Here is a 20,262-nt window from a genome sequence, read left to right on the forward strand (position 1 = left end):
TCGTTTTTGCCATCGTCGCCGATCTGGTATAATCGGGCGCGAACACGAAGGAGACTCCGATGGCCGGAACCCGCGCGCAACTGTCCGAATTCGATCCGGTCTGGCGTCAGATTACCACCGAGGCGCAGGCCGCCGTCAAGGACGAGCCGCTGCTCGGCGGGCTCGTCCATTCGAGCATCCTGCATTACGACAACATCGAAGCCGCCCTCGCCTACCGGATTTCGCTTAAACTCGCCTCTTCCGAGATGCCCGAGCAGATCCTGCGCGAGATCTGCGACTGGGCCTATCGCTCGGACCCGGACCTCGCGCTGGCGGCGCGCGCCGATATCGTCGCCGTCAACGACCGTGACCCGGCGTGCGACCGCTATATCCTGCCAATGCTGTTCTTCAAGGGGTTCCAGGCGGTGCAGGCCTACCGCGTGGCGCATTGGCTCTGGTGCGAGGGACGGCATGACATGGGGCGGTTCTTCCAGATGCGCGCCTCGGAAGTGTTCGGCGTCGACATCCACCCGGCAGCAAGGATCGGCATGGGGATCATGATCGACCACGCCCATTCCATCGTCATCGGGGAAACTGCGGTGGTGGGCGACAACGTGTCGATGCTGCACTCCGTGACCCTTGGCGGCACCGGCAAGGAAGAAGAGGATCGCCACCCCAAGATCGGCGACGGCGTCCTGATAGGCGCGGGAGCCAAGGTGCTGGGCAACATCAAGGTAGGCCGCTGTTCGCGCATCGCCGCCGGGTCGGTCGTGCTCGAGGAGGTGCCGCCGTGCAAGACGGTGGCCGGCGTGCCCGCGCGCATCGTCGGCGAGGCTGGCTGCGATCAGCCGTCGGTGTCGATGAACCAGCTTCTGGGCGTGCGATAGGGTCGCGCAAGCGACGAGTGGCGCGCTAGCTCACGACTGATCATTCCTGCCGGCGCTTTCCAGCGCACTGACCGTGATCGCGGGCGGCACGGCAAAGGGCTGGGTCGCGGCCTGCGATTCCGCGGGCGGCAAGAAGGCGACCTTGCCCGCCATGGCGAGGGCGGCCAGGCTCAGTAGAAACACGGCTTTCATCTCTTGGACCTCCGGATTTCGGGTTGGCCAGCGCGCGGATGGCGGCTGGCGCTGGACCGAAATTGAGGCCAAAGCTGCGTGTCATTCAAAGACAGCCCGCGCACGACGGGCCGTTATCGGATATCATGTGCGACAAGCGCCTGATCTATCCGGGAAAAATGATCAACTCGTCCGGACCCGAGGCATATCGCGTGCGAACCGGTTCACCAGCCGGCCCGAACGCATTCGCTTTGCAAACGCTGTCCCTCGCCGGTGGAAGGATGCTGAAAACGACACGCTATCGCCTGCGCGGTTCCGCGTCAGGTCACGCCAGCATCACCATCGGGTTCTCCAGGTTGTCGACGATGTGCTGCAACAATTCGGCCCCCAGCGCCCCGTCGATCACCCGGTGATCCACCGAGAGCGTGACCGACATGACCGTGGCCACCGTCAGTTCGCCGTCCTTGCCGACGACCGGCTTCTTCACCCCCGCCCCTACCGCGAGGATGGCGCCATGCGGCGGGTTGATGACCGCGTCGAAATTGTCGATCCCGAACATGCCGAGGTTGGAGACGGCAAAGCTGCCGCCCTGGTATTCCTGCGGCGCCAGCTTGCGGTCGCGCGCGCGGGTGGCGAGATCCTTCATCTCGGCGGAGAGCGTCGAGAGCGATTTCATCTCGGCGTCCTTCAAGACCGGCGTGAACAGCCCGCCCTCGATGGCGACCGCCACGGCCACGTCCGACGGCTTCAACTGCAACACCCGGTCGCCGGCCCAGACCGCGTTGGCCGCGGGAACCGATTGCAGCGCCAGCGCGCAGGCCTTGATGATGAAGTCGTTGACGCTCAGCTTGACGCCCCGCCCCTCGAGCTGGCTGTTCAGCTCACCCCGGAACTTCAGCAGCGCGTCGAGCCGGATGTCCCGGCGCAGGTAGAAATGCGGGATGGACTGCTTGGCCTCGGTCAGCCGCGCGGCGATGGTCTTGCGCATCCCGTCGAGCTTGATCTCCTCGTATTCGCGCCCCTCGTACATGGCGGCCACGGCGTCGGCGGAGGGTCCCTTGGCCGGGGCCGCCGCAGCGGGTGCGGCCTCGGCGGGTGCGGCCTCGGCAGGTTTGTCGCCCGGCTTCGCCTTCTCGACATCGGCTTTCACGATCCGCCCGCGCGGGCCGGAGCCCTTGATCTGCGCGAGGTTCAGCCCCTTGTCCGCCGCGATCCGGCGCGCCAGCGGCGAGGCGAAGATGCGCTCGCCATCCGCCGACTTCGGCGCGGCGGGCGCGGACGTGGTCTCGCCCCGGCCTTCCGGGGCCTCGCCGCCATCGGCGCCGCCCTCGTCCGCGCGCGGCTTCGGGTCGGGGGTAGGCGCGGGTTTGCTGTCGCCGCCCGCATCCCCTATATCCTCCGCGCTCTCACCCTCTTCGAGCAGCACCGCGATGGGGCTGTTGACCTTCACGCCCTCGGTGCCCTCCGCGACGAGGATCTTTCCGATGACGCCCTCGTCCACGGCCTCGAACTCCATCGTCGCCTTGTCGGTCTCGATCTCGGCCAGCAGGTCGCCCGAGGACACGGTATCGCCCTCCTTGACCAGCCACTTGGCGAGCGCGCCCTCCTCCATCGTCGGGCTGAGCGCAGGCATGAGAATTTCCGTCGGCATCACTCCACCTCCTCGACCAGAACACGATCCCAGGGTTCCTTGACCCAGCCGCCCTCGATCCGGGCGGTATAGGCGCCCAGGATATGCGGCAGGTTCCGCGTCAGCCAGGCGCGCCGGGCCGCAGCGTCCGCCTCTTCGCCCAGTTCCTCGTTCACGAAGCCGCGGGCGATGACGATGCGGTAACGGTCGTCCCCCGACGGCCCCTCGAGGACATAGGCATCCCGGCTCTCGTGGTATTCGAACGGATCGCTCATCTGTAGGTCACCTTGTTCACCGCTTCCAGCACCTCTTCGGTCGAGGTCAGCGCCAACCGCTCGAGGTTGGCCGCGTAGGGCATCGGCACATCCTTGCCCGTGCAGCTCAGCACCGGCGCGTCGAGGTAGTCGAACGCGCGCTCCATGATCGTCGCGGCGATATGGTTGCCGATCGCCCCCACCGGCCAGCCTTCCTCGACGGTGACGCAACGGTTGGTCTTCTGCACGCTGGCAAGCACCGTGTCGTAATCGATGGGGCGCAGCGTGCGCAGGTCGATCACCTCGGCCTCCACCCCGTCGGCGGCGAGCTTCTCGGCCGCCTCGAGCGCATAGGTCATGCCGATGCCGAAGCTCACGATGGTCACGTCGGACCCTTCGCGCCAGACGCGCGCCTTGCCGAAGGGCACGGTGAAATCGTCCAGCACCGGCACCTCGAAGCTTTTGCCATAAAGGATCTCGTTCTCGAGGAAGATCACCGGGTTGGGATCGCGGATCGCGGATTTGAGCAGCCCCTTGGCATCCGACGCCGAATAGGGCTGCACCACCTTGAGCCCGGGGATCTGCGCGTACCACGCGGCGTAATCCTGGCTGTGCTGCGCGGCCACACGCGCCGCCGCTCCGTTCGGGCCGCGGAACACGATAGGACAGCCCATCTGCCCGCCCGACATGTAGAGCGTCTTGGCCGCAGAGTTGATGATCTGGTCGATCGCCTGCATGGCGAAGTTCCAGGTCATGAATTCCACGATCGGCCGCAGGCCGGCGAACGCCGCGCCGACCCCGATCCCGGCGAACCCGTGCTCGGTGATCGGCGTGTCGATCACGCGCCTTTCGCTGAACTCATCCAGCAATCCCTGGGTGATCTTGTAGGCGCCTTGGTACTCGGCCACCTCCTCGCCCATGATGAAGACGTCGTCATCGCGGCGCATTTCCTCGGCCATCGCGGCGTTGAGCGCCTCGCGCACCGTCTGCTTCTGCGTTTCGGTCCCCTCGGGCCAGTCGGGGCTACGATCCGGCTGCGGGGCCTTGGCCTCTGCCGGGGCCGGCGTCTCCTTGCTGGCTGGACGAGCCTCCGGCTCGGCCGCCGGGGCAGGCTCGCCACCGGCGTCGTCGATATCCTCGGCGCTCTCACCTTCTTCCAGCAACACCGCGATGGGGCTATTCACCTTTACCCCCTCGGTCCCTTCGGCAACGATGATCTTGCCGATCACGCCTTCATCGACGGCCTCGAACTCCATCGTCGCCTTGTCGGTCTCAATCTCGGCGAGGATGTCGCCGGAGGCGACGGTATCCCCTTCCTTCACGAGCCATTTGGCCAATGTCCCCTCTTCCATCGTCGGGCTGAGGGCGGGCATGAGAATTTCTGTGGGCATGTCAGCGACCCTCCTGCGGTGTAATCATTCCGACGACATTGCCCTGACCGTCCTCGACATAGGCGCAGCGCCCGATGCCGGGATAATCCGCGGGCGGCAGCGCCTCGGCCCCGCCATTCGCGAGCGCCCAGGCATACCGTTCATCGCAATCGGCGACCTCGAATGTCACGACGCCGCCCCGGATCGGCCCACCGGAGACGCCGGGACCATCCGCGCGTTTCAGAATGCCGCCGCTCAGCGCCTTGTCGGCGCCGATATCGGACCCCTCGACAAGATGATAGGCGACGGCGTCGCCCCCCTTCATCGCGTCGAAACGCCAACCGAAGAGACCGCCGTAGAACGCCTTGGCGGCGGGGACATCATCGGCATGTATCTCGAAATGCGGCATCAGGCCTGAGCCTCCTGCGGGACGACGTCGGTATAGATGTCGGTCCACAACTCCTCGATCGCGGGTTCGGGGCTCTCCTTGGCGAACTCGGCCGAGTCGTTGACGATCTTCTTGATCTCCTTATCGATCGCCTTCAGGTCCTCCTCGCTGGCGTGCTTGCCGGTCAGCAGCAGGTCGCGCACATGCTCGATCGGGTCCTTCTCGTCGCGGATCTTCTGCACTTCCTCGCGGGTGCGGTACTTGGCCGGGTCGGACATGGAATGCCCGCGATAGCGGTAGGTCCTGACCTCAAGAATGTAGGGTCCCTTGCCGGACCGGCAATGCGCGACCGCCTTCTCGCCTGCTTCCTTGACCGCCAGCACATCCATGCCGTCGACGATCTCGCCGGGGATGCCGAACGCCTCGCCGCGCTTGTAGAGGTCGGGCGTCGAGGTCGAGCGTTTCTGCGCGGTGCCCATCGCGTACTGGTTGTTCTCGATCACGAAAACCACTGGCAGGGACCAGAGCGCGGCCATGTTGAACGTCTCGTAAACCTGGCCCTGGTTCGCCGCGCCGTCGCCGAAATAGGTGAAGGTCACGCGATCATTGCCGCGATACTTGTCCGCGAATGCCAGCCCGGCGCCCAGCGGCACGTTGGCCCCGACGATGCCGTGCCCGCCGTAGAAATGCTTTTCCTTCGAGAACATGTGCATCGAACCGCCCTTGCCCCGGGAATAGCCCCCGTCGCGGCCCGTCAGTTCGGCCATGACGCCGTTCGGATCCATCCCGCAGGCCAGCATATGGCCGTGATCCCGATAGGCTGTGATGCGCTTGTCGCCCTCTTCGGCGGCCGCTTCGAGCCCGACGACCACCGCCTCCTGCCCGATATAAAGGTGACAGAACCCGCCGATCAGCCCCATACCGTATAACTGCCCTGCCTTCTCCTCGAACCGGCGGATCAGCAGCATGTCGTGGTAATGGGCCTTCAACTCGTCGGCGGAGGCGTTCGCTTTCGCGGCGGATTTCTTGGCAGCCATTGGCGCGCAGCTCCTCTTGCAGCCATCGGTGTGTCATAATAGTTTAACGTTAAACTACATTATACACCCTTCTGACGCCTCTGACGACCCGATTCTTTTTCACGCCCGGCCACAAGGGCCTCGCCTGCTTCTTCTTGCCTGAAAATATCCTCGCCGAAGGCCGCCATCCGAAGACGCCCGCTAGGGCGGATGAGGCGCGCGTTCAGCGAATGACGATCTCGTCGCTGCGCAGCAGACCCAACACGTTGCGCGCCTGTTCGTCCAACAGATCGAGATCGAGATAGGTGTCCGACAACCGGTGCGTCAGGTTCTCCATCCGCTCGACCTGCCGCTCGATCTCGCTCAGCTGCGCCTGCAACTCGGCGCTCTCAGCCTCGATCTCGGCCCGGCTGAAAAGCCCGTAATCCCCCTGCACCGCGGCAAACGTGAAATACGCCCCGAGCCCGAAAGCCACGAAAAAATACGCCAGGACGCCAAAACCGGGCCGGGAACGGGTGGTCATGCTGCTCTGCCTTCTGCCTCGCGCGCCTCTTTGCGGGCGCAGCCACGCGGACATTCGCACAGAAGCCGGCGCTTGTGAATCGTTTTCCGGCCCCTCGACGCTATGTGTTGCATCCGAAGCGTTGCAATCAGAACGTGCGATCCGCTTAATGCCCGGCGACAGGAGGCCGCCAAATGCACGCATCACCCCCCCACCCCGAAACCGACACCCACGAGGTCACGAACCAGCCCCTGCCGCGCGGCGATCTCGACCTCTGGGCTACCGATCCGGCGCTGCGCGATCACGCCTTCGCCGCCGACGCCGCGCACCTCGCGCGCTACGGCGCCAAGATCGGCCGCGCGCCCATGCGCGAGGCCGGGCGCGAGGCCAACCGTCACCCGCCCGAGGCGGTGCTGTTCGACGCCGGCGGGCGGCGGCTCGACGAGGTGCGCTATCACCCCGCCTATCACGACCTGATGCAGACCGGGTTCGCCGCGGGATACGCCGCGCTGCCCTGGGAGGGCGCGGAGGGCGGCCATTCGACCCATGCGGCGATGGTCTATCTGCACAGTCAGGTCGAGCCGGGTTCCTGCTGCCCAATGACGATGACCTACGCCGCCGTGCCCGCCCTGCGCGCGGACAAGGCGCTGTTCGCGGAATGGGTGCCGAAACTGACCGCGCGTCTGTTCGATCCCACGCCCGCCCCACTGCGGCACAAGGCGGCGGCGACGATGGGCATGGCGATGACCGAGAAGCAGGGCGGCTCGGACCTGCGCGGCGTCTCGACGCGAGCGGTGCGCGACGGCGATCTCTACCGGCTGCGCGGGCATAAATGGTTCTGCTCCGCACCGATGTCCGACGGGTTCCTCACATTGGCGCAGGCGCCCGGCGGGCTCACCTGTTTCGTCGTTCCGCGCTGGCGCGAGGAGGGGCGGAACATGATCCATATCCAACGGCTCAAGGACAAGCTCGGCAACCGCTCCAATGCCTCGGCCGAGATCGAATACGCCGACGCCTACGCGCACCGCCTCGGGGACGAGGGCGCGGGCGTGCGCACGATCATCGAGATGGTGCACCACACCCGGCTCGACACCTCGCTCGCCCCTGCCGGGCTGATGCGCGCGGCGCTGGGGGAGGCGCATCACTGGGCCGCGCACCGCACCGCGTTCGACGCGAAGCTGATCGACCAGCCGCTGATGCGGCAGGTGCTGGCGGATCTCACGCTCGACTGGGAGGGCGCGCTCGCGCTCGGGATGCATGTCGCGCGCGCCTTCGACGGCGCGGACGACGCGGCCCGCGCGCTGGCCCGAGTCGGCGTGGCGCTGGCGAAATACCTCAACAACAAGCTCTGCCCGTGGCTGGTGCATGAGGCGATGGAGTGCCTCGGCGGCATGGGCTATATCGAGGACACGCCGCTGCCCCTGCTCTACCGCGAGGCGCCGCTCAACGGCATTTGGGAAGGCTCGGGCAACGTGATCTGCCTCGATATCCTGCGCACGCTCACCCGGATGACCGCCGCGGCCGAGGCGCTTGACCTTGAGCTCGACGCCGCGACCGGGCAGGACCGCCGCTATGACGCCGCACTGTCCGCGCATCGCGACCGTTTCCCGGAGCCGGCCGAGGAACACGAGGCCCGCTGGTATGTCGAAAGCCTGGCGACGCTGCTCACCGCCTCGGTGCTGATCCGCCACGCGCCGCCCGCGGTCGCCGACGGCTATTCCGCCACGCGGCTCGAGGCGCGTGGGCGCACGGCGGGGGCGATCCTCGGGGGGGATGTGGACGGTATCCTCGCACGCCTCGACGGCTGAGTCAGAGGCTCCGCACGGCCGGCTGTCACCGCTCGACCTGCGCGCGATAATACTCGGCCTCCTGGCGCGCCTCGCGCAGCCCGTCCATCGTGGCCGAGAGCTCAGCCTCGGTCTGGCTCAGCTGGTTGGTCAACTCGGCCTCACGCTGTTGCAGGTAGGTGATCGCCTGGTCGCGGGTTTCCTCGGCCTCGTGCAATTCCTGCGCCAGCCGGTCAAGTTCGCCGACATCGGACGACGACACCCTTATGAAACGGCTCACCAGCCAGTTCGCGAACCAGCCAAGGCAGAACGCCACGAAAAGGATGATCGCCGTGGCGAATATAAACTCAGTCCTGTTCATCGCTCGCGCCTTCCCCCTCGGCGGCCTCGCCGTCGCCTTCTTGGGCCGCTTCCCCGGCGCTTTCAACCCCTGGTTCGCCCTCTTCTTCGGTCTCGGGCTCGATCAGCCTGAATTCGATCCTGCGGTTGGCCTCGCGGCCCGCCTCGGTGGCGTTGTCGGCGATCGGGTCGGCCTCGCCATGGCCAACGGCGGTGAGGTTGCCGGTGATGACGCGCCGCATGCGCAGGGCTTCCAGCACGGCGTTGGCGCGGGCCTGGCTCAGTTGCTGGTTCATCACCTCGCGCCCCTGGCTGTCGGTATAGCCCGCGATCTCGACCGGGATATCGCCGCAGGAGTTCAGGATATCGGCAATATCGTCGAGGATCGCGGCGCTTTCGCCCACGACATCGGCTTCGCCGGGATCGAATGTCAGCTTGCGCCCGACCTGCGCCTTGGCGATCAGTTCGATGCACTCCTCGGGCGTGGGAATGCCGGAATTCGGGTCGAGCTTCTCGTCATAGGTCACGGAGATGTCGAACCGCTCGGCCTCGCCCAGCTTCTCGGCCAGCAGGCCGGCGATCTGCGCACTCGCGTCCTTGCGCCCGGTCTGGCCGCTGACGGTCAGCGTGTCGGGCGTCACCGTCACCGCGCCATGGGCCAGAAACGACATGGCTTCGAGCCCGGTCAGCACGCGCACCGGCCAGTCCTCGGGCAGACCCTCAACCACGCGCGCCTTGGTATAGACCGCGTCCGAGCGGAACCGCGCCTTGGCGAAACTGTCGACCATCTGGCGCAGACGGTCGCTTCCCAACCGGCCGCGCAGCTGCACCAGACCCTCGGGTGACAGGGTGGCGACGAATTCGGGCGTCACGGGGGCGGAATCGTCGGGCGGGGGCGGCAGCACCGCGTGTAGCGCAAAGACATCCGGCAGGTCGCTGTCCAGCGCGCCCACCACGTCATCGAACAGGCTCTCGGGCGTGCCCTGCGCGGCGATCAGCGAAACATCCGCATCCGCGAAGGTCACGCTGCCCGCGCCAAGCCGGCCCAGCGCCTTGATGGCGAGCGCTCCGGCGCGCCCCCATTGTGGCGTCGGCACGCCAAGCCCGATCACGCAATCCACGCCACCCGTCAGCCCGACCTCGCGCGCGGCGGCGAGGATGCGCGCGCGAGCCTCCTCGGTATCCGCAGAGCAGGCGTCGAAATGCGGCCTGTCGTCCTCGATCAGGAACCGCAGGGTAAAGGGTGTGATGACCGGACGCGGCGCCGAGACGTCGATCGACAGCTTGATCCCCGGCGGCGTCCGGCGGCTCAGTTCCTTTTCGAGCGTCAGCTTTTCCTCGACGCTGTCGGCCATGGTGGTGATCGCGACGCGATTGGCGTCGGCCGATATCTTGGCGCGCGGCAACTTGCCCAGGGCGCGCACCGCGTAATCCATCGCGATCTCCCAGCGGTCGGGCATCGGGTAATCGGCGCTTTCCAGAAGGTCGGTCACCTCTGCTTCCCCGGCCGCCGAGCGCACCCGCGCGAGAAACGCCTCGCGGTCCATCTCGGCGGGGACCAGGCCGATCAGCGACAGCCCGCTGTCGTTGCGCAGAATCTCGACCGAGAAATGCGGCGGCGTGATGTCGGCCGCATCCTCGACCAGCATCTGGTCGAGGACCCGCGCGGCGTCCACGACCCTTCCGGCGACCGACAGCGCGCCGAACCGGCTCGCCTCGGTCGGGGCGGTGCCGGCAAGGAACACCTGGAGCCCGTCGGTATCGACCTCGACCCAGGTCATGCCCTCCATGTCGAGCGCGTTGCGCACGTCGGCGCGCGAGTTGTCCTCGATCACCGTGACCGAGAACCCGGCCACGATCCAGCACAGCACCGCGGCGGCCACAAAGGTCCCGATGATGACGAAGAGCGAGGAAAGGCGCATCCGCAAGGCCGTTCATTGTTGTTGTTGGGCCAACTCTTTAGGCCCGTGCAGACCCAAGCACAATCAAAGGAGAAGCGCGACGGCAAAAAACGGCAGAGGCAAAAGACCGGAATCCCGGTTCGACCTGAAGAGCCGAAGAAGCCCCTGCGCGCTCTCCGGTTCGAAGCGCGTGAGCTGCCACATCAGGTGCAGCCCGAAGGCCCACGGCCCCAGCAGCGCGACGAGAACCGCGATCGGGTCGCCGCCGCGCAGCGCGAGGATGACCGCGATGCTCATCAGCGCGACCGACGCGACGAGGAACCGGCGCAGCCAGGCGGGCGTGTGGACGCCGAACAGTCGCGCGGTGGATTTCACCCCGATCAGCGCGTCGTCCTCGACATCCTGCTGGGCGTAGATCGTGTCGTAGAACAGTGTCCAGGCGATGCCCGCGAGGTAGAGAACGACCGCCGGCCATTCCAGCCGCCCGGTATGCGCCGTCCAGGCCAGCAGCGCGCCCCAGTTGAAGGCGATCCCGAGGAAGATCTGCGGCCACCACGTGAACCGCTTGGCGAAGGGGTAGATCGCGACCGGCCCCAGCGCGACGACGCCAAGCAGGATCGCGGCGGCCGGGAATGTCAGCAGGATGCAGAACGCCGCCAGCGCCTGCGCCGCAAGCCACGCCAGCGCGCCGGCCACGCTGACCTGCCCCGAGGGGATGGGCCGCGACGCCGTGCGCGCGACGCTGCCATCGATGTGGCGGTCGGTGATGTCGTTCCACGTGCAGCCCGCGCCACGCATCAGGAACGCGCCGATCCCGCAGCCGGCGAAGATCCATAGGTCCAGCCAGCGCGCCTGCCCGTCCGACAGCATCGCCAACAGCAGCCCCCACCAGCAGGGCAGCAGCAACAGCCAGGTGCCGATGGGCCGGTCGGCGCGGCTCAGCCGCAGGTAGGGGCGTGTCACCGGCGGCGCCAGCCGGTCGACCCAGTTGCCGCGCACGGCGTCGGCGACCTCGCCTGTTCCGGCCTCTGGTCTCGGCCCGTTCCCGGTCATATGTTGCCCCCATGCGCAGCGCGAAGATCAGGCTCTATGTAGAACACCCTCTGGCGGAGGGGCAAACGGTTCCCCTCACCCGCGAGCAGGCGCATTACCTGTTTGGCGTGATGCGGCAGGGCGCGGGGGCGGCGGTTCTGCTCTTCAACGGGCGGGACGGCGAATGGCTGGCCGAGGTGGCCGAGGCGGGCAAGCGCGGCGGCGCCTTGCGGGTCTTGCGGCAAACCGCGCCGCTGCGCCGCCCGCCGGATCTCTGGCTGCTTTTCGCGCCGATCAAGAAGGCGCGCACCGATTTCATCGTCGAAAAGGCGGCCGAACTGGGCGCCGCGCGCATCTGCCCGGTGCAGACCGAATTCACCAATTCCGAACGCATCCGCCGCGACCGACTGCAGGCGCACGCCGTCGAGGCCGCCGAGCAATGCGGCGGCACATATGTCCCCGAGGTGGCGGAGCTGCAGAAGCTCGACCGCGTGCTCGCCGAGTGGGACGCAACGCGCCGGATCCTCTTTTGCGACGAGGCGCTGGCCGGTCCCTCCTCCGCCCTGGCGGGCGTCGGCGGATCGGATGCCCCCTGGGCCATCCTGATCGGCCCCGAGGGCGGGTTCTCCGACGCCGAACGCGCCCGGCTTGCCGCGCTGTCGCACGCGCGCGCCGTCAGCCTCGGCCCGCGCATCCTGCGCGCCGACACCGCCGCCGTCGCGGCGATGACGCTCTGGCAGCAGGCGTTGGGGGACTGGCGATGAGCTTTGTTCGCCCCGAAGCGGCGCGCGCGATCCTGCGTTGGCGGGCGGTGATCCTGTCCGCGCTGGTCGTTCTCGGCGGTCTCTGGTGGGCTTGGGCCAGCGTCGGGCCGATCGCGTGGATCGGCTGGGTGATCGCCGCGCTGGGCGTTGGCGGCATTCTCTCCGCGCTGCAACGGATGCGGTTCCACAGCGGCCGGGAAGGCCCCGGCGTGGTGCAGGTGGACGAGGGCGCCATCGCCTATTTCGGGCCGCTCACCGGCGGCGTCGTCGCGCGTTCCGAGATCACCGCACTGGCGCTTGATCGCGGGATGAAGCCGCCGCACTGGGTTCTGAGCCAGCCGGGCCAGCCCGACCTTATGATCCCGCTCACCGCCGCGGGGGCGGACGCGCTATTCGACAGTTTCGCGAGCCTGCCGGGCATCCGCACCGAGCGGATGCTGACCGAGATGCGCCGCGGAGGGCGCGACCGGGTCGCGATATGGCAGCGCGCCCCGTCGCGCCAGCACGCATTGCTGCACTGAGCCGCGACTTGACACCCCGCGCCGGTCACGGCACGACGTGGCAAGCGCACAACCGGAGGCCGCGGCCCATGTCCATTCCACAGTCCGGCGGCGGGCCGATCGAATCGCACGATCAACTGGCGCAATACTTGGCCGACGGCTGCAAGCCCGTCGAGGCATGGCGCATCGGCACCGAGCACGAGAAGTTCGGCTATTGCAAGGACACCCACGAGCCGATCCCCTACGCCGGCGAACGCAGCGTGCTGGCGGTGCTCGAGGGGCTGCGCGACGTGCACGGCTGGGCGCCGCTGACCGAGGACGGGAACCTCATCGGTCTGGAAAAGGACGGCGCCAACGTGAGCCTTGAGCCCGGCGGGCAACTGGAGCTGAGCGGCGCCCCGCTCGAGACAATCCACGAGACCTGCGACGAGGTGAACGCCCATCTTCGCGAGGTGAAGGACGTGGCCGACAAGGTCGGCGTCGGCTTTATCGGCCTCGGCGCCGCGCCGGAATGGTCGCACGAGGACATGCCGCTCATGCCCAAGGGGCGCTACAAGCTGATGGACGCCTACATGGGCAAGGTCGGCACGATGGGCCGGGTGATGATGCGCCGCACCTGCACCGTGCAGGTGAACCTCGATTTCGCGTCCGAGGCGGACATGGTGCAGAAGTTCCGCGTGGCGCTGGCGCTCCAGCCGGTCGCGACCGCGCTCTTCGCCAATTCGCCCTTCTTCGAGGGCAAGCCCAATGGGCACAAGTCCTGGCGCTCGCGCGTGTGGCGCGATCTGGACCCGGACCGGACGGGCATGCTGCCCTTCGTCTTCGAGGACGGGATGGGGTTCGAGAGGTATGTCGACTACGCGCTCGACGTGCCGATGTATTTCGTCTACCGCGACGGCGTCTACATCGATGCGCTCGGCATGTCGTTCCGCGATTTCCTGCGCGGCGAATTGCCCGCGTTGCCGGGCGAAGAACCCACGCTGAGCGACTGGGCCGATCACCTGACGACGATATTCCCCGAGGCGCGGATCAAGAAATTCATGGAAATGCGCGGCGCCGATGGCGGGCCGTGGCGCAGGCTCTGCGCGTTGCCGGCGTTCTGGACCGGGCTGCTCTATGATCAGTCGAGCCTCGACGCGGCGTGGGACGTGGCCAAGGGCTGGAGCACCGAACAGCGCGAGGCGCTACGCGTCGCGGCCAGCGAATCCGCGCTAGACGCGCGCGTTGACGGCATCGACATGCACGACCTCGCGCGCGAGGTGCTGGACATCGCCGAGGCCGGCCTGAAGGCGCGCGCCCGTCCCGGCGCGGGCGGTCTGATCCCGGACGAGACGCATTTCCTCAACGCGCTGCGCGAAAGCGTCGACACCGGCCAGACGCCCGCGGACGAGCTGCTGTCGCGCTATCACGGTGAATGGGATGGCGATCTGGGCCGGATCTACGACGAATTTTCCTACTGAGCGGGGCTGTCGCTCTGCTAGAGTCGGGTCGGAACCGGCTACGTGTCGCGCCGGCCCGAAATCAAGGCGCGCTTGGGTGCCGCCGGGCGGCGCACACCCGCGGTCGGATGCCGCCCGGCGCGCGGCGCGCAAACCGATCGCGCTTTCTCCCGTTCACTTCCGCCGCGCCTTCGGGATCGTGTGCACCACGCCCCGCTCCGCGTCCCCCTGGTAGATGCCGAACTTCCCGTGCCGGTATTCCTGCCGGTAGCGCTCGAGCATCGCGCGTTCGGCCATGCTCTCCACGCGGGGCAGCGGCACCTCCTCGAGCGGGACATAGCGCATGCCCTCGGGCGCCTCTCCGGATGCGGCGCCGTGGTAGATGATCGCATGATCATTGCGCCCGGCGTCCTCGTAGACCGAGTAGAGATGATCGAGCGTGACCGACAGCCCGGCCTCCTCGAGCATGGCGATCAGCCCCGGCAGCGTCGGCGCGTCCCCGGGCGCGACCGGAACCGTCATCCGCCCATCCGCGTCCTCGCGCAGCAGGATCGCGCCCTCGCGCTCGAGGATCGCGCCGATGCGGATCACGCCCGCTCCGGCGATGGCGTTGACCAGCCGGTCCTCCAGACCGATCGAAAAATAATTGCCCCGGTGATACCCCAGCGGCGGCCCCTCGGAGACATCGAAGCTGACCACGCGACCGATCAGGACGACGTGATCGCCCGCCTCGACCTCCTCGTGGCGCTCGCAGACCATCCGGCAGAGCGAACCGGGCAGCAGCGGCACCCCTTCCGCACCCGGCCGCCATGAGGTCTGCGCGAACTTGTCGGGTTCTTGCGACGCGAACAGCCCGGACAGGTCGCGCTGATCCTCCGCGAGGATGTTGACCCCGAAATGCGACGCCGCGCGAAAGGTCGCGCAGCTATGCGCCGCGTTGGCGATGCAGATCAGCACCAATGGCGGATCGAGCGACACGGAGGTAAAGGAATTGGCCGTGAAGCCGCGCGGCGCGCCACCGGGTTCAAGCGCGGTCACGATGGTCACGCCGGTCGCGAAGGCGCCGAACGCATCGCGCAGCGCCCGCTTTTCCGCTTCGGTCATGGCTGGGGTCGTCCCGCTCACACGCGCCTCGTTTTGCTGCCGCGCCGCTCTCGGGCGGTCCTGCGGCCGGTTTCCACCGGGTATGCGCGAAAATGCCGCGGGATGCCACATTCAACATGGCGCGGGTCAGCCGATTGCGGTGACCTCGACCTTCTCGCCGCCCCGTTCCGCCGAGCACCCGATCGCCTGCATCGCCGCGACGCCGGCCAGGATGTCGGCGGCCGGGATCGGCCAGTTTGCGCCGCCGCGGATCGCGCGGGCGAAGACCGACAGTTCCGCCCCGAGCGAATTGCCCGCCGGAAGCGCCGTGCGCGTCGGCGCATCGCCGTCCAACCGCTCGACCGAGTCCTGGTCGGGCATGGCGATCCAGCCTTCGGTTCCGGCGACATGCAACCGCCAATATGTCGGCGAAGCCATCAGCGTCGTCAGCGTACCCGCCGCGCCCGAGGCGAAATCCAGCAGCGTGACCGTGGTGTCGTGCAGGTCCGACTCCAACGCCTGCGTCCGGCTCAGCGTGCGCACCGCGGCGACCGGCCCCATCAGCGCAATCATCGCGTCGAGCACGTGGATCCCCATCGCCGCCATGCCGCCCGCCGGGTTCTCGGCCGCGCTGCCGCGCCACATGTCCGCGCTGTAGCCGAATCCCCACGGCCCCGAGAACTGCCCCTCAATGAGCAGCGGCTTGCCGATGGCGCCTTCCTTCATTCGGTCCCGCATCTCCCGAAACGCCGGCATGAAACGGCGGTTGAACCCTACGGCGAGGCAGCGGCGATGCGCCGCGGCGGCGTCGGTCATCTCGCGCGCGTCACCGAGGGTGAGCGCGAACGGCTTCTCGACGAAGATGTGCTTGCCCGCCTCGGCGGCGGCGATCACCTGCTCGTGGTGCTGGCTGTGGGGCGTGGCGAACACGACCGCCTCGACCTCGGGGTCGGCCAGAACCTCGCGGTAATCGTCACAAAGTGGCAGGTCGTGCTCCGCGCAGAAATCCTCGGCCTTCGCCGGCGTCCTCGTCGCCGCCCGCACGAAGCGCAGCGGCGCGTCCGCGTTCCCGGCCGCGGAAGTGACGAGGTTCCGCCCCCACCTGCCGAGGCCGACAATCGCGCATTTCACCTGGGTGTCGGTCATGTCGCTCCTTACTTGTCAAACAGCCAGTTGGGCAGCCAGAGCGCGATCTCGGGGAAGACCACCAGCAGCGCCGCCCCGATGCACATCAGCACGAAGAAAGGCAACGCAGCCAGCGCGACGCGCATGATCGGCGTGCCCGTCAGCCCCTGGATGATGAACAGGTTGAACCCGATGGGCGGCGTCACTTGCGCCAGTTCGACCATGACGACGAGGAACACGCCGAACCAGATCGGATCGTAGCCTGCGGCGATGATCAGCGGCAAGGTGATCGGCAGGCTCATCACCGTGATCGAGATCCCTTCGAGGAACATGCCCAGCAGGATGTAGAATACCGCGAGGATCACGATCAGTCCGACGGGCGTGAGGTCGAGCGCGGCGATCGCGTTGGCCACGTCCTGCGGCACATGCAAGAACCCCATCGCGGTCGACAAGAACGCGGCGGCGACGAGGATGATCGCGATCATGCAACTCGTGTGGACCGAGGAGCGCAGGCTGGCGAAGAACATCCCGAACGTGAACTGCCCGGTGAGGATCGTCATCGCGATGGTGGCCACGACGCCGACGGCGGCCGCCTCGGACGGGGTGGCGTAACCGGTGTAGATCGACCCCAGCACCAGCACGATCAGGATGGAGATCGGGATCAGATCCATGATCCCGCGCAGCACGTCGCGGAACCCGGGCCGCGCGCGGTCCGGCGGCGCCGCGCCGGGTTGCAGCAGGCTCGCCATGATGACGTAGCCCGAGTAGAGCCCGGCGATCATCATCCCCGGAAAGACCCCGGCGGCGAACAGGCGCGAGATCGAGACCTCGGCCAGCACGCCATAGACGATCATCACGATCGAGGGCGGGATGAGCAGCCCGAGGCTGCCCGCCCCGGCGAGTGACCCGTAGGTGAGCGACTTGGAATACCCGCGCTTGCTCAGCTCGGTGATGGTGATCTTGCCCACGGTGGCGGTGGTCGCGGCGCTAGACCCGCTGATCGCGGCGAACAGGGCCGATCCGGCGATGTTGGTATGCAGAAGCCGTCCGGGCAAATGATAGGTCAGCGGCGACAGGCCGCGAAACAACCGGTCCGACATGTCGGTGCGCAGCATCATCTCGCCCATCCAGATGAAGAGTGGGATCGCCGACACCTCCCACGCCGTCGCGCTGCGGATCACCAGCGGCCCCATGATCGTGCCGACGCGGAACCATGACATGTCGATCAGGAAGACGAGGCCGGTAATGCTGACCAGCAGCAAGCCGGCGAAGACCCAGACCCCGAGGCCCAGGAAAAACATGATGAGGATGAGGATGACGAAGGCTATGAAGAGGCTGGTCATGCGTCGCTCTCCACGTCTTCGGGAACGCCCTCGGTGATCGCCTGTATGGCGCTGGCGACCAGTTGCACCATGAACAGCGCCAGCCCGACAAAGATCACCGCATCCATCCACCACAGCGGCACCTCCATCAGCGTCGGACTGACCGAACCGCGCGAGAAGTCGCGCGCCAGCGTGCGCCAGATGAACCGCGCGAGGAACAACGTGACCCCGAAGGTGAGCGCGATGCAGATCAGCTCCACCGCCAGCGCCGCGCGCGTCCCCTGGAGATAGCCGGTGAGGATGCTCACGCGGATATGCTTGCGATGGCGAAACGTGTCGGCCAGCGCGAGGAACGTCATCGCGCCCACGGCGTAGCCGACGAATTCATCCATCGAAAAGGTCGAGGTGCTGAAGAAGCTGCGCAGGATGATCTCGAGCGTGATGTGGCAGGTCATGTAGACCAGCAAACCCGCCGAGATCCACATGGCGGCCGCGCTCGCCATGTTGTTGATGTGGATGAAGGCTCTGGCGATCATGTCGTCCCCTTCTGCAAAAAACATGCGGGCGCCGTCCGGCGGCGCCCGCACCGTCGCTTTATCCTACCGGATTACATGCCACGTGCGGCATTATAGGCGTCAAGGATTTCCTGACCTTCCGGCCCCATCTTATCCAGCCAGTCGGCATAGACGTTCTGCCCGGCCTTTGACAGCGCGGCCAGGAATTCGTCCGGCACCTCCTTGGTGACGGTGACGCCATTTGCCTCCATGTCGGCATAGTTCTGCGCGACCCGCTCTTCCAAAGCTGCCCATGCCATGTCGCTGGCGATCTGCGCCGCCTTCTGCACCGCGGCCTGCTGATCCTCGGAGAGCGAATTGTACACGTCCGCGTTGATATGCGTCATGCTCAGGTTCATGGAATAGTTCACCGCCGAGAAGTTCGACAGGTGCTCCCAGAACTTGGAGTTGGCGCCGCCCTCGGCAGAGGTCAGCACCGCCTCGATCCCGCCGGTGGCGAGCTGCGGCACGACGTCGGCCCAGCTAAGCTGGATCGGCGCGGCGCCCACCGCCTTGAGCGTGATGACGCCGCTGGCGTCCCAGGCGCGGATCTTGAGATCCTGAAGGTCCTCGACCGATGTGATCGGCTTGTTCGCCCAGATGCCCGCGGGGGGCCACGGAGAAGCATAGAGCAGGATCTGGTTATTGTCCTCGAACACCTTGTCGTAATAGGGCCGCGCCGTTTCCCACAGGAGCTTGGCGTCATCCGCGCCCCGCACGAGGAACGGCAATGACGAAACCAGAAGCAGCGGCTCGATCCCGGCCAGCGGGCCGGAATTGGTGTTGGCGATGGGCAGCGCGCCATCCGCGACCGCGTCGAACTGTTCAAGCGACTTGTAGCCAAGGGATGCGCTGAAATGGTTGGTGATCTTGATCGCGCCGTCGGTTTCCTCGGCCAGCACCTCTCCGAACTTGATCTGCGCCTGCCCGTGCAGCGAGTTCTCGGCGTATTCGTTGGCCATGTCCCACCGGATGTCCTGCGCGCCCGCGGTGGTGGCCGCGAGGACGGAAACGGCGATCGCGCCCAGTGTTCTGCTGATTTTCATGAGTATCTCTTCCTCCTGTTGCGCCCATGATCGGGCAGTTCGATCCCTGGTCGGACGGGGTCGTCAGACCGTGAATTTCTCCAATGCCGCCTCGTCCAGCTCCACTCCGAGGCCCGGCGCATCCGGCGGCGCGACGCCGCCATCGCGCACGTCCCACTTGTCGCCCAGCACCAGATCCTCGTCGATCCAGTTGAAAAGCGCCTGCGCCGGGCGCTGCACCTCGGGGACGGCGACCATGAAGTGACACATCGCCGCCCATGAAATCCCCAGTTCCCAGACCGAGCGGAACCACGGCCGTTTGCCCAGCGCATGAGCGCGGATCGCATGGTTGCGCCAGGCCTCGAGCCCGCCGAGGCTGTGCAGGTCCGCGACACAGCCGGTGACCGCGTCATGGGGTTTCAGCGCGTCGAGGTTGAAGCAATGGCTCGACACCGGCACGCCGAACGCGCGCGCGAGGCGGTTCATCTCGGTCAGGTCCGCGACGGGTTCCTCGACATTCTCGAACCCGACATCGCGGGTGGCGGTCAGGAACGTGCGCGCCTCGTCCGCGCTCCATCCCATGTTGGCGTCGATGGCGATCCCCACGTCCGGGCCGAGGCGGTCGCGCACCGCATGGGCGGCGGCGATGTCATGGGCCAGCGGATAGACTCCGACCTTGAACTCGAAGACCGACGCGCCCGACCGGGCGATCGCCGCCTCGGCCTGGTCCGCCATCGCCCGCGCGGTGGCGGCGGGTGACGTGGCCTTGTCCGCGTCCACCACGTAATCGTAGGCGACGAAGGGCGCGCGCTCGCGCACCTTGCCGCCCAGCAGCGCATGAAGCGGCATCTTCGCGGCCTTGCCGGTCACGTCCCAGACCGCGAGGTCGATAGCGGTATAAGCGTTCGCATCGACCAATTGCTCGGGGTAGCCGTGATCGAAAGCGTCCGGAATACAGAGCCGCCGCAGCGCCCGGCGATCCGCGACCGGCTGCCCGGCAAGCGCCGGAGCGAAGCGCGTGTTGATGATGTCCGCCGCCCCGGTCCCGCGTGTCTCGCCCACGCCGCGCAGGCCGGTATCCGTTTCCAGCACGACGATGGTGCGATCCGCGTGGGTCCGCTCGGCGCGGGTGAACGTCCCCTTGCGGGCAAGCGGGATGCGAACGGCATAGGCGCTGATCTGCGTGATTTTCAA

21 protein-coding genes are annotated in these 20,262 nt (G+C 67.1%); 5 read left to right on the forward strand and 16 right to left on the reverse strand.

Going from position 1 to position 20,262, the window contains the following annotated elements; all coding sequences use genetic code 11:
- Positions 1-59 precede the first annotated feature (59 nt).
- Positions 60-866 carry a serine O-acetyltransferase gene (gene cysE / locus D6850_RS15845; protein ID WP_121168588.1) on the forward strand — a complete coding sequence of 269 codons (807 nt, stop codon included), beginning with the start codon at positions 60-62 and terminating at the stop codon, positions 864-866.
- 30 nt (positions 867-896) lie between these two features.
- Here cysE and D6850_RS19555 read toward each other — a convergent pair whose 3' ends face one another.
- From D6850_RS19555 to D6850_RS15875, 7 genes are all read right to left on the reverse strand, one after another.
- Positions 897-1,058 carry a hypothetical protein gene (locus tag D6850_RS19555; RefSeq protein WP_166434094.1) on the reverse strand — a complete coding sequence of 54 codons (162 nt, stop codon included), beginning with the start codon at positions 1,056-1,058 and terminating at the stop codon, positions 897-899.
- A gap of 304 nt (positions 1,059-1,362) precedes the next feature.
- Positions 1,363-2,688, reverse strand: coding sequence for a pyruvate dehydrogenase complex dihydrolipoamide acetyltransferase (locus D6850_RS15850; RefSeq protein ID WP_121168589.1), 1,326 nt, complete (start codon positions 2,686-2,688; stop codon positions 1,363-1,365).
- Positions 2,688-2,942: a hypothetical protein gene (locus D6850_RS15855; protein WP_121168590.1), complete on the reverse strand. Its 255-nt coding sequence runs from the start codon at positions 2,940-2,942 to the stop codon at positions 2,688-2,690. The genes D6850_RS15850 and D6850_RS15855 overlap by 1 nt, the downstream gene beginning before the upstream one ends.
- The gene (locus D6850_RS15860; RefSeq protein WP_121168591.1) at positions 2,939-4,312 is read right to left on the reverse strand and encodes a pyruvate dehydrogenase complex E1 component subunit beta; all 1,374 of its coding nucleotides are present in this window, start codon (positions 4,310-4,312) and stop codon (positions 2,939-2,941) included. Before D6850_RS15860 ends, D6850_RS15855 begins: the two co-directional genes overlap by 4 nt.
- Position 4,313: 1 nt before the next feature.
- Positions 4,314-4,700: a VOC family protein gene (locus D6850_RS15865; protein WP_121168592.1), complete on the reverse strand. Its 387-nt coding sequence runs from the start codon at positions 4,698-4,700 to the stop codon at positions 4,314-4,316.
- Positions 4,700-5,716 carry a pyruvate dehydrogenase (acetyl-transferring) E1 component subunit alpha gene (pdhA, locus tag D6850_RS15870; protein WP_121168593.1) on the reverse strand — a complete coding sequence of 339 codons (1,017 nt, stop codon included), beginning with the start codon at positions 5,714-5,716 and terminating at the stop codon, positions 4,700-4,702. The genes D6850_RS15865 and pdhA overlap by 1 nt, the downstream gene beginning before the upstream one ends.
- A gap of 202 nt (positions 5,717-5,918) precedes the next feature.
- Complete coding sequence (locus tag D6850_RS15875; protein WP_121168594.1) at positions 5,919-6,218, reverse strand: FtsB family cell division protein; 300 nt, start codon at positions 6,216-6,218, stop codon at positions 5,919-5,921.
- Between the two features lie 173 nt (positions 6,219-6,391).
- On the opposite strand from D6850_RS15875, the gene D6850_RS15880 reads away from it, so the two are divergent.
- Positions 6,392-8,005 (forward strand): acyl-CoA dehydrogenase family protein, encoded by a 1,614-nt coding sequence (locus D6850_RS15880; RefSeq protein WP_121168595.1) that lies wholly within the window; start codon positions 6,392-6,394, stop codon positions 8,003-8,005.
- A gap of 25 nt (positions 8,006-8,030) precedes the next feature.
- On the opposite strand, the gene D6850_RS15885 is transcribed toward D6850_RS15880, so the two are convergent.
- The 3 genes from D6850_RS15885 to ubiA form a co-directional block, all read right to left on the reverse strand.
- The gene (locus tag D6850_RS15885; protein WP_121168596.1) at positions 8,031-8,345 is read right to left on the reverse strand and encodes a hypothetical protein; all 315 of its coding nucleotides are present in this window, start codon (positions 8,343-8,345) and stop codon (positions 8,031-8,033) included.
- Positions 8,332-10,245: an OmpA family protein gene (locus D6850_RS15890; protein ID WP_121168597.1), complete on the reverse strand. Its 1,914-nt coding sequence runs from the start codon at positions 10,243-10,245 to the stop codon at positions 8,332-8,334. The genes D6850_RS15885 and D6850_RS15890 overlap by 14 nt, the downstream gene beginning before the upstream one ends.
- A gap of 63 nt (positions 10,246-10,308) precedes the next feature.
- On the reverse strand, positions 10,309-11,277 hold the full coding sequence (gene ubiA, locus D6850_RS15895) for a 4-hydroxybenzoate octaprenyltransferase (protein WP_121168598.1): 969 nt from the start codon (positions 11,275-11,277) through the stop codon (positions 10,309-10,311).
- A gap of 11 nt (positions 11,278-11,288) precedes the next feature.
- On the opposite strand from ubiA, the gene D6850_RS15900 reads away from it, so the two are divergent.
- From D6850_RS15900 to D6850_RS15910, 3 genes are all read left to right on the forward strand, one after another.
- Positions 11,289-12,020 carry a 16S rRNA (uracil(1498)-N(3))-methyltransferase gene (locus D6850_RS15900; protein ID WP_121168599.1) on the forward strand — a complete coding sequence of 244 codons (732 nt, stop codon included), beginning with the start codon at positions 11,289-11,291 and terminating at the stop codon, positions 12,018-12,020.
- Positions 12,017-12,541 (forward strand): hypothetical protein, encoded by a 525-nt coding sequence (locus D6850_RS15905; RefSeq protein WP_121168600.1) that lies wholly within the window; start codon positions 12,017-12,019, stop codon positions 12,539-12,541. Before D6850_RS15900 ends, D6850_RS15905 begins: the two co-directional genes overlap by 4 nt.
- Before the next feature lie 68 nt (positions 12,542-12,609).
- Complete coding sequence (locus D6850_RS15910; RefSeq protein WP_121168601.1) at positions 12,610-13,980, forward strand: glutamate--cysteine ligase; 1,371 nt, start codon at positions 12,610-12,612, stop codon at positions 13,978-13,980.
- 153 nt (positions 13,981-14,133) lie between these two features.
- On the opposite strand, the gene D6850_RS15915 is transcribed toward D6850_RS15910, so the two are convergent.
- The 6 genes from D6850_RS15915 to D6850_RS15940 form a co-directional block, all read right to left on the reverse strand.
- A complete protein-coding gene (locus D6850_RS15915; RefSeq protein WP_166434095.1) occupies positions 14,134-15,063 on the reverse strand; it encodes a flavin reductase family protein in 930 nt (309 codons plus the stop codon).
- 126 nt (positions 15,064-15,189) lie between these two features.
- The gene (locus D6850_RS15920; protein WP_121168603.1) at positions 15,190-16,188 is read right to left on the reverse strand and encodes a Gfo/Idh/MocA family protein; all 999 of its coding nucleotides are present in this window, start codon (positions 16,186-16,188) and stop codon (positions 15,190-15,192) included.
- A gap of 8 nt (positions 16,189-16,196) precedes the next feature.
- Positions 16,197-17,510, reverse strand: coding sequence for a TRAP transporter large permease (locus D6850_RS15925; RefSeq protein WP_121168604.1), 1,314 nt, complete (start codon positions 17,508-17,510; stop codon positions 16,197-16,199).
- Positions 17,507-18,025 carry a TRAP transporter small permease subunit gene (locus D6850_RS15930; RefSeq protein ID WP_166434096.1) on the reverse strand — a complete coding sequence of 173 codons (519 nt, stop codon included), beginning with the start codon at positions 18,023-18,025 and terminating at the stop codon, positions 17,507-17,509. Before D6850_RS15930 ends, D6850_RS15925 begins: the two co-directional genes overlap by 4 nt.
- Before the next feature lie 71 nt (positions 18,026-18,096).
- Positions 18,097-19,089, reverse strand: coding sequence for a TRAP transporter substrate-binding protein (locus D6850_RS15935; protein WP_121168606.1), 993 nt, complete (start codon positions 19,087-19,089; stop codon positions 18,097-18,099).
- 63 nt (positions 19,090-19,152) lie between these two features.
- Positions 19,153-20,262, reverse strand: a complete 1,110-nt coding sequence (locus D6850_RS15940; protein WP_166434097.1) for a mandelate racemase/muconate lactonizing enzyme family protein — start codon at positions 20,260-20,262, stop codon at positions 19,153-19,155.

Origin of the sequence: Roseovarius spongiae, assembly GCF_003651245.1 — a bacterium.
Taxonomy (GTDB): domain Bacteria; phylum Pseudomonadota; class Alphaproteobacteria; order Rhodobacterales; family Rhodobacteraceae; genus Roseovarius; species Roseovarius spongiae.

Coding starts and splice junctions, on each gene's coding strand:
- pdhA (WP_121168593.1), bottom strand. CDS start 5,716: ATGGCTGCCAAGAAATCCGCCGCGAAAGCGAACGCCTCCGCCGACGAG.
- D6850_RS15935 (WP_121168606.1), bottom strand. CDS start 19,089: ATGAAAATCAGCAGAACACTGGGCGCGATCGCCGTTTCCGTCCTCGCG.
- D6850_RS15880 (WP_121168595.1), top strand. CDS start 6,392: ATGCACGCATCACCCCCCCACCCCGAAACCGACACCCACGAGGTCACG.
- D6850_RS15885 (WP_121168596.1), bottom strand. CDS start 8,345: ATGAACAGGACTGAGTTTATATTCGCCACGGCGATCATCCTTTTCGTG.
- D6850_RS15910 (WP_121168601.1), top strand. CDS start 12,610: ATGTCCATTCCACAGTCCGGCGGCGGGCCGATCGAATCGCACGATCAA.
- ubiA (WP_121168598.1), bottom strand. CDS start 11,277: ATGACCGGGAACGGGCCGAGACCAGAGGCCGGAACAGGCGAGGTCGCC.
- D6850_RS15930 (WP_166434096.1), bottom strand. CDS start 18,025: ATGATCGCCAGAGCCTTCATCCACATCAACAACATGGCGAGCGCGGCC.
- D6850_RS15875 (WP_121168594.1), bottom strand. CDS start 6,218: ATGACCACCCGTTCCCGGCCCGGTTTTGGCGTCCTGGCGTATTTTTTC.
- D6850_RS15900 (WP_121168599.1), top strand. CDS start 11,289: ATGCGCAGCGCGAAGATCAGGCTCTATGTAGAACACCCTCTGGCGGAG.
- cysE (WP_121168588.1), top strand. CDS start 60: ATGGCCGGAACCCGCGCGCAACTGTCCGAATTCGATCCGGTCTGGCGT.
- D6850_RS15915 (WP_166434095.1), bottom strand. CDS start 15,063: ATGACCGAAGCGGAAAAGCGGGCGCTGCGCGATGCGTTCGGCGCCTTC.
- D6850_RS15905 (WP_121168600.1), top strand. CDS start 12,017: ATGAGCTTTGTTCGCCCCGAAGCGGCGCGCGCGATCCTGCGTTGGCGG.
- D6850_RS15920 (WP_121168603.1), bottom strand. CDS start 16,188: ATGACCGACACCCAGGTGAAATGCGCGATTGTCGGCCTCGGCAGGTGG.
- D6850_RS15925 (WP_121168604.1), bottom strand. CDS start 17,510: ATGACCAGCCTCTTCATAGCCTTCGTCATCCTCATCCTCATCATGTTT.
- D6850_RS19555 (WP_166434094.1), bottom strand. CDS start 1,058: ATGAAAGCCGTGTTTCTACTGAGCCTGGCCGCCCTCGCCATGGCGGGC.
- D6850_RS15850 (WP_121168589.1), bottom strand. CDS start 2,688: ATGCCGACGGAAATTCTCATGCCTGCGCTCAGCCCGACGATGGAGGAG.
- D6850_RS15855 (WP_121168590.1), bottom strand. CDS start 2,942: ATGAGCGATCCGTTCGAATACCACGAGAGCCGGGATGCCTATGTCCTC.
- D6850_RS15865 (WP_121168592.1), bottom strand. CDS start 4,700: ATGCCGCATTTCGAGATACATGCCGATGATGTCCCCGCCGCCAAGGCG.
- D6850_RS15860 (WP_121168591.1), bottom strand. CDS start 4,312: ATGCCCACAGAAATTCTCATGCCCGCCCTCAGCCCGACGATGGAAGAG.
- D6850_RS15890 (WP_121168597.1), bottom strand. CDS start 10,245: ATGCGCCTTTCCTCGCTCTTCGTCATCATCGGGACCTTTGTGGCCGCC.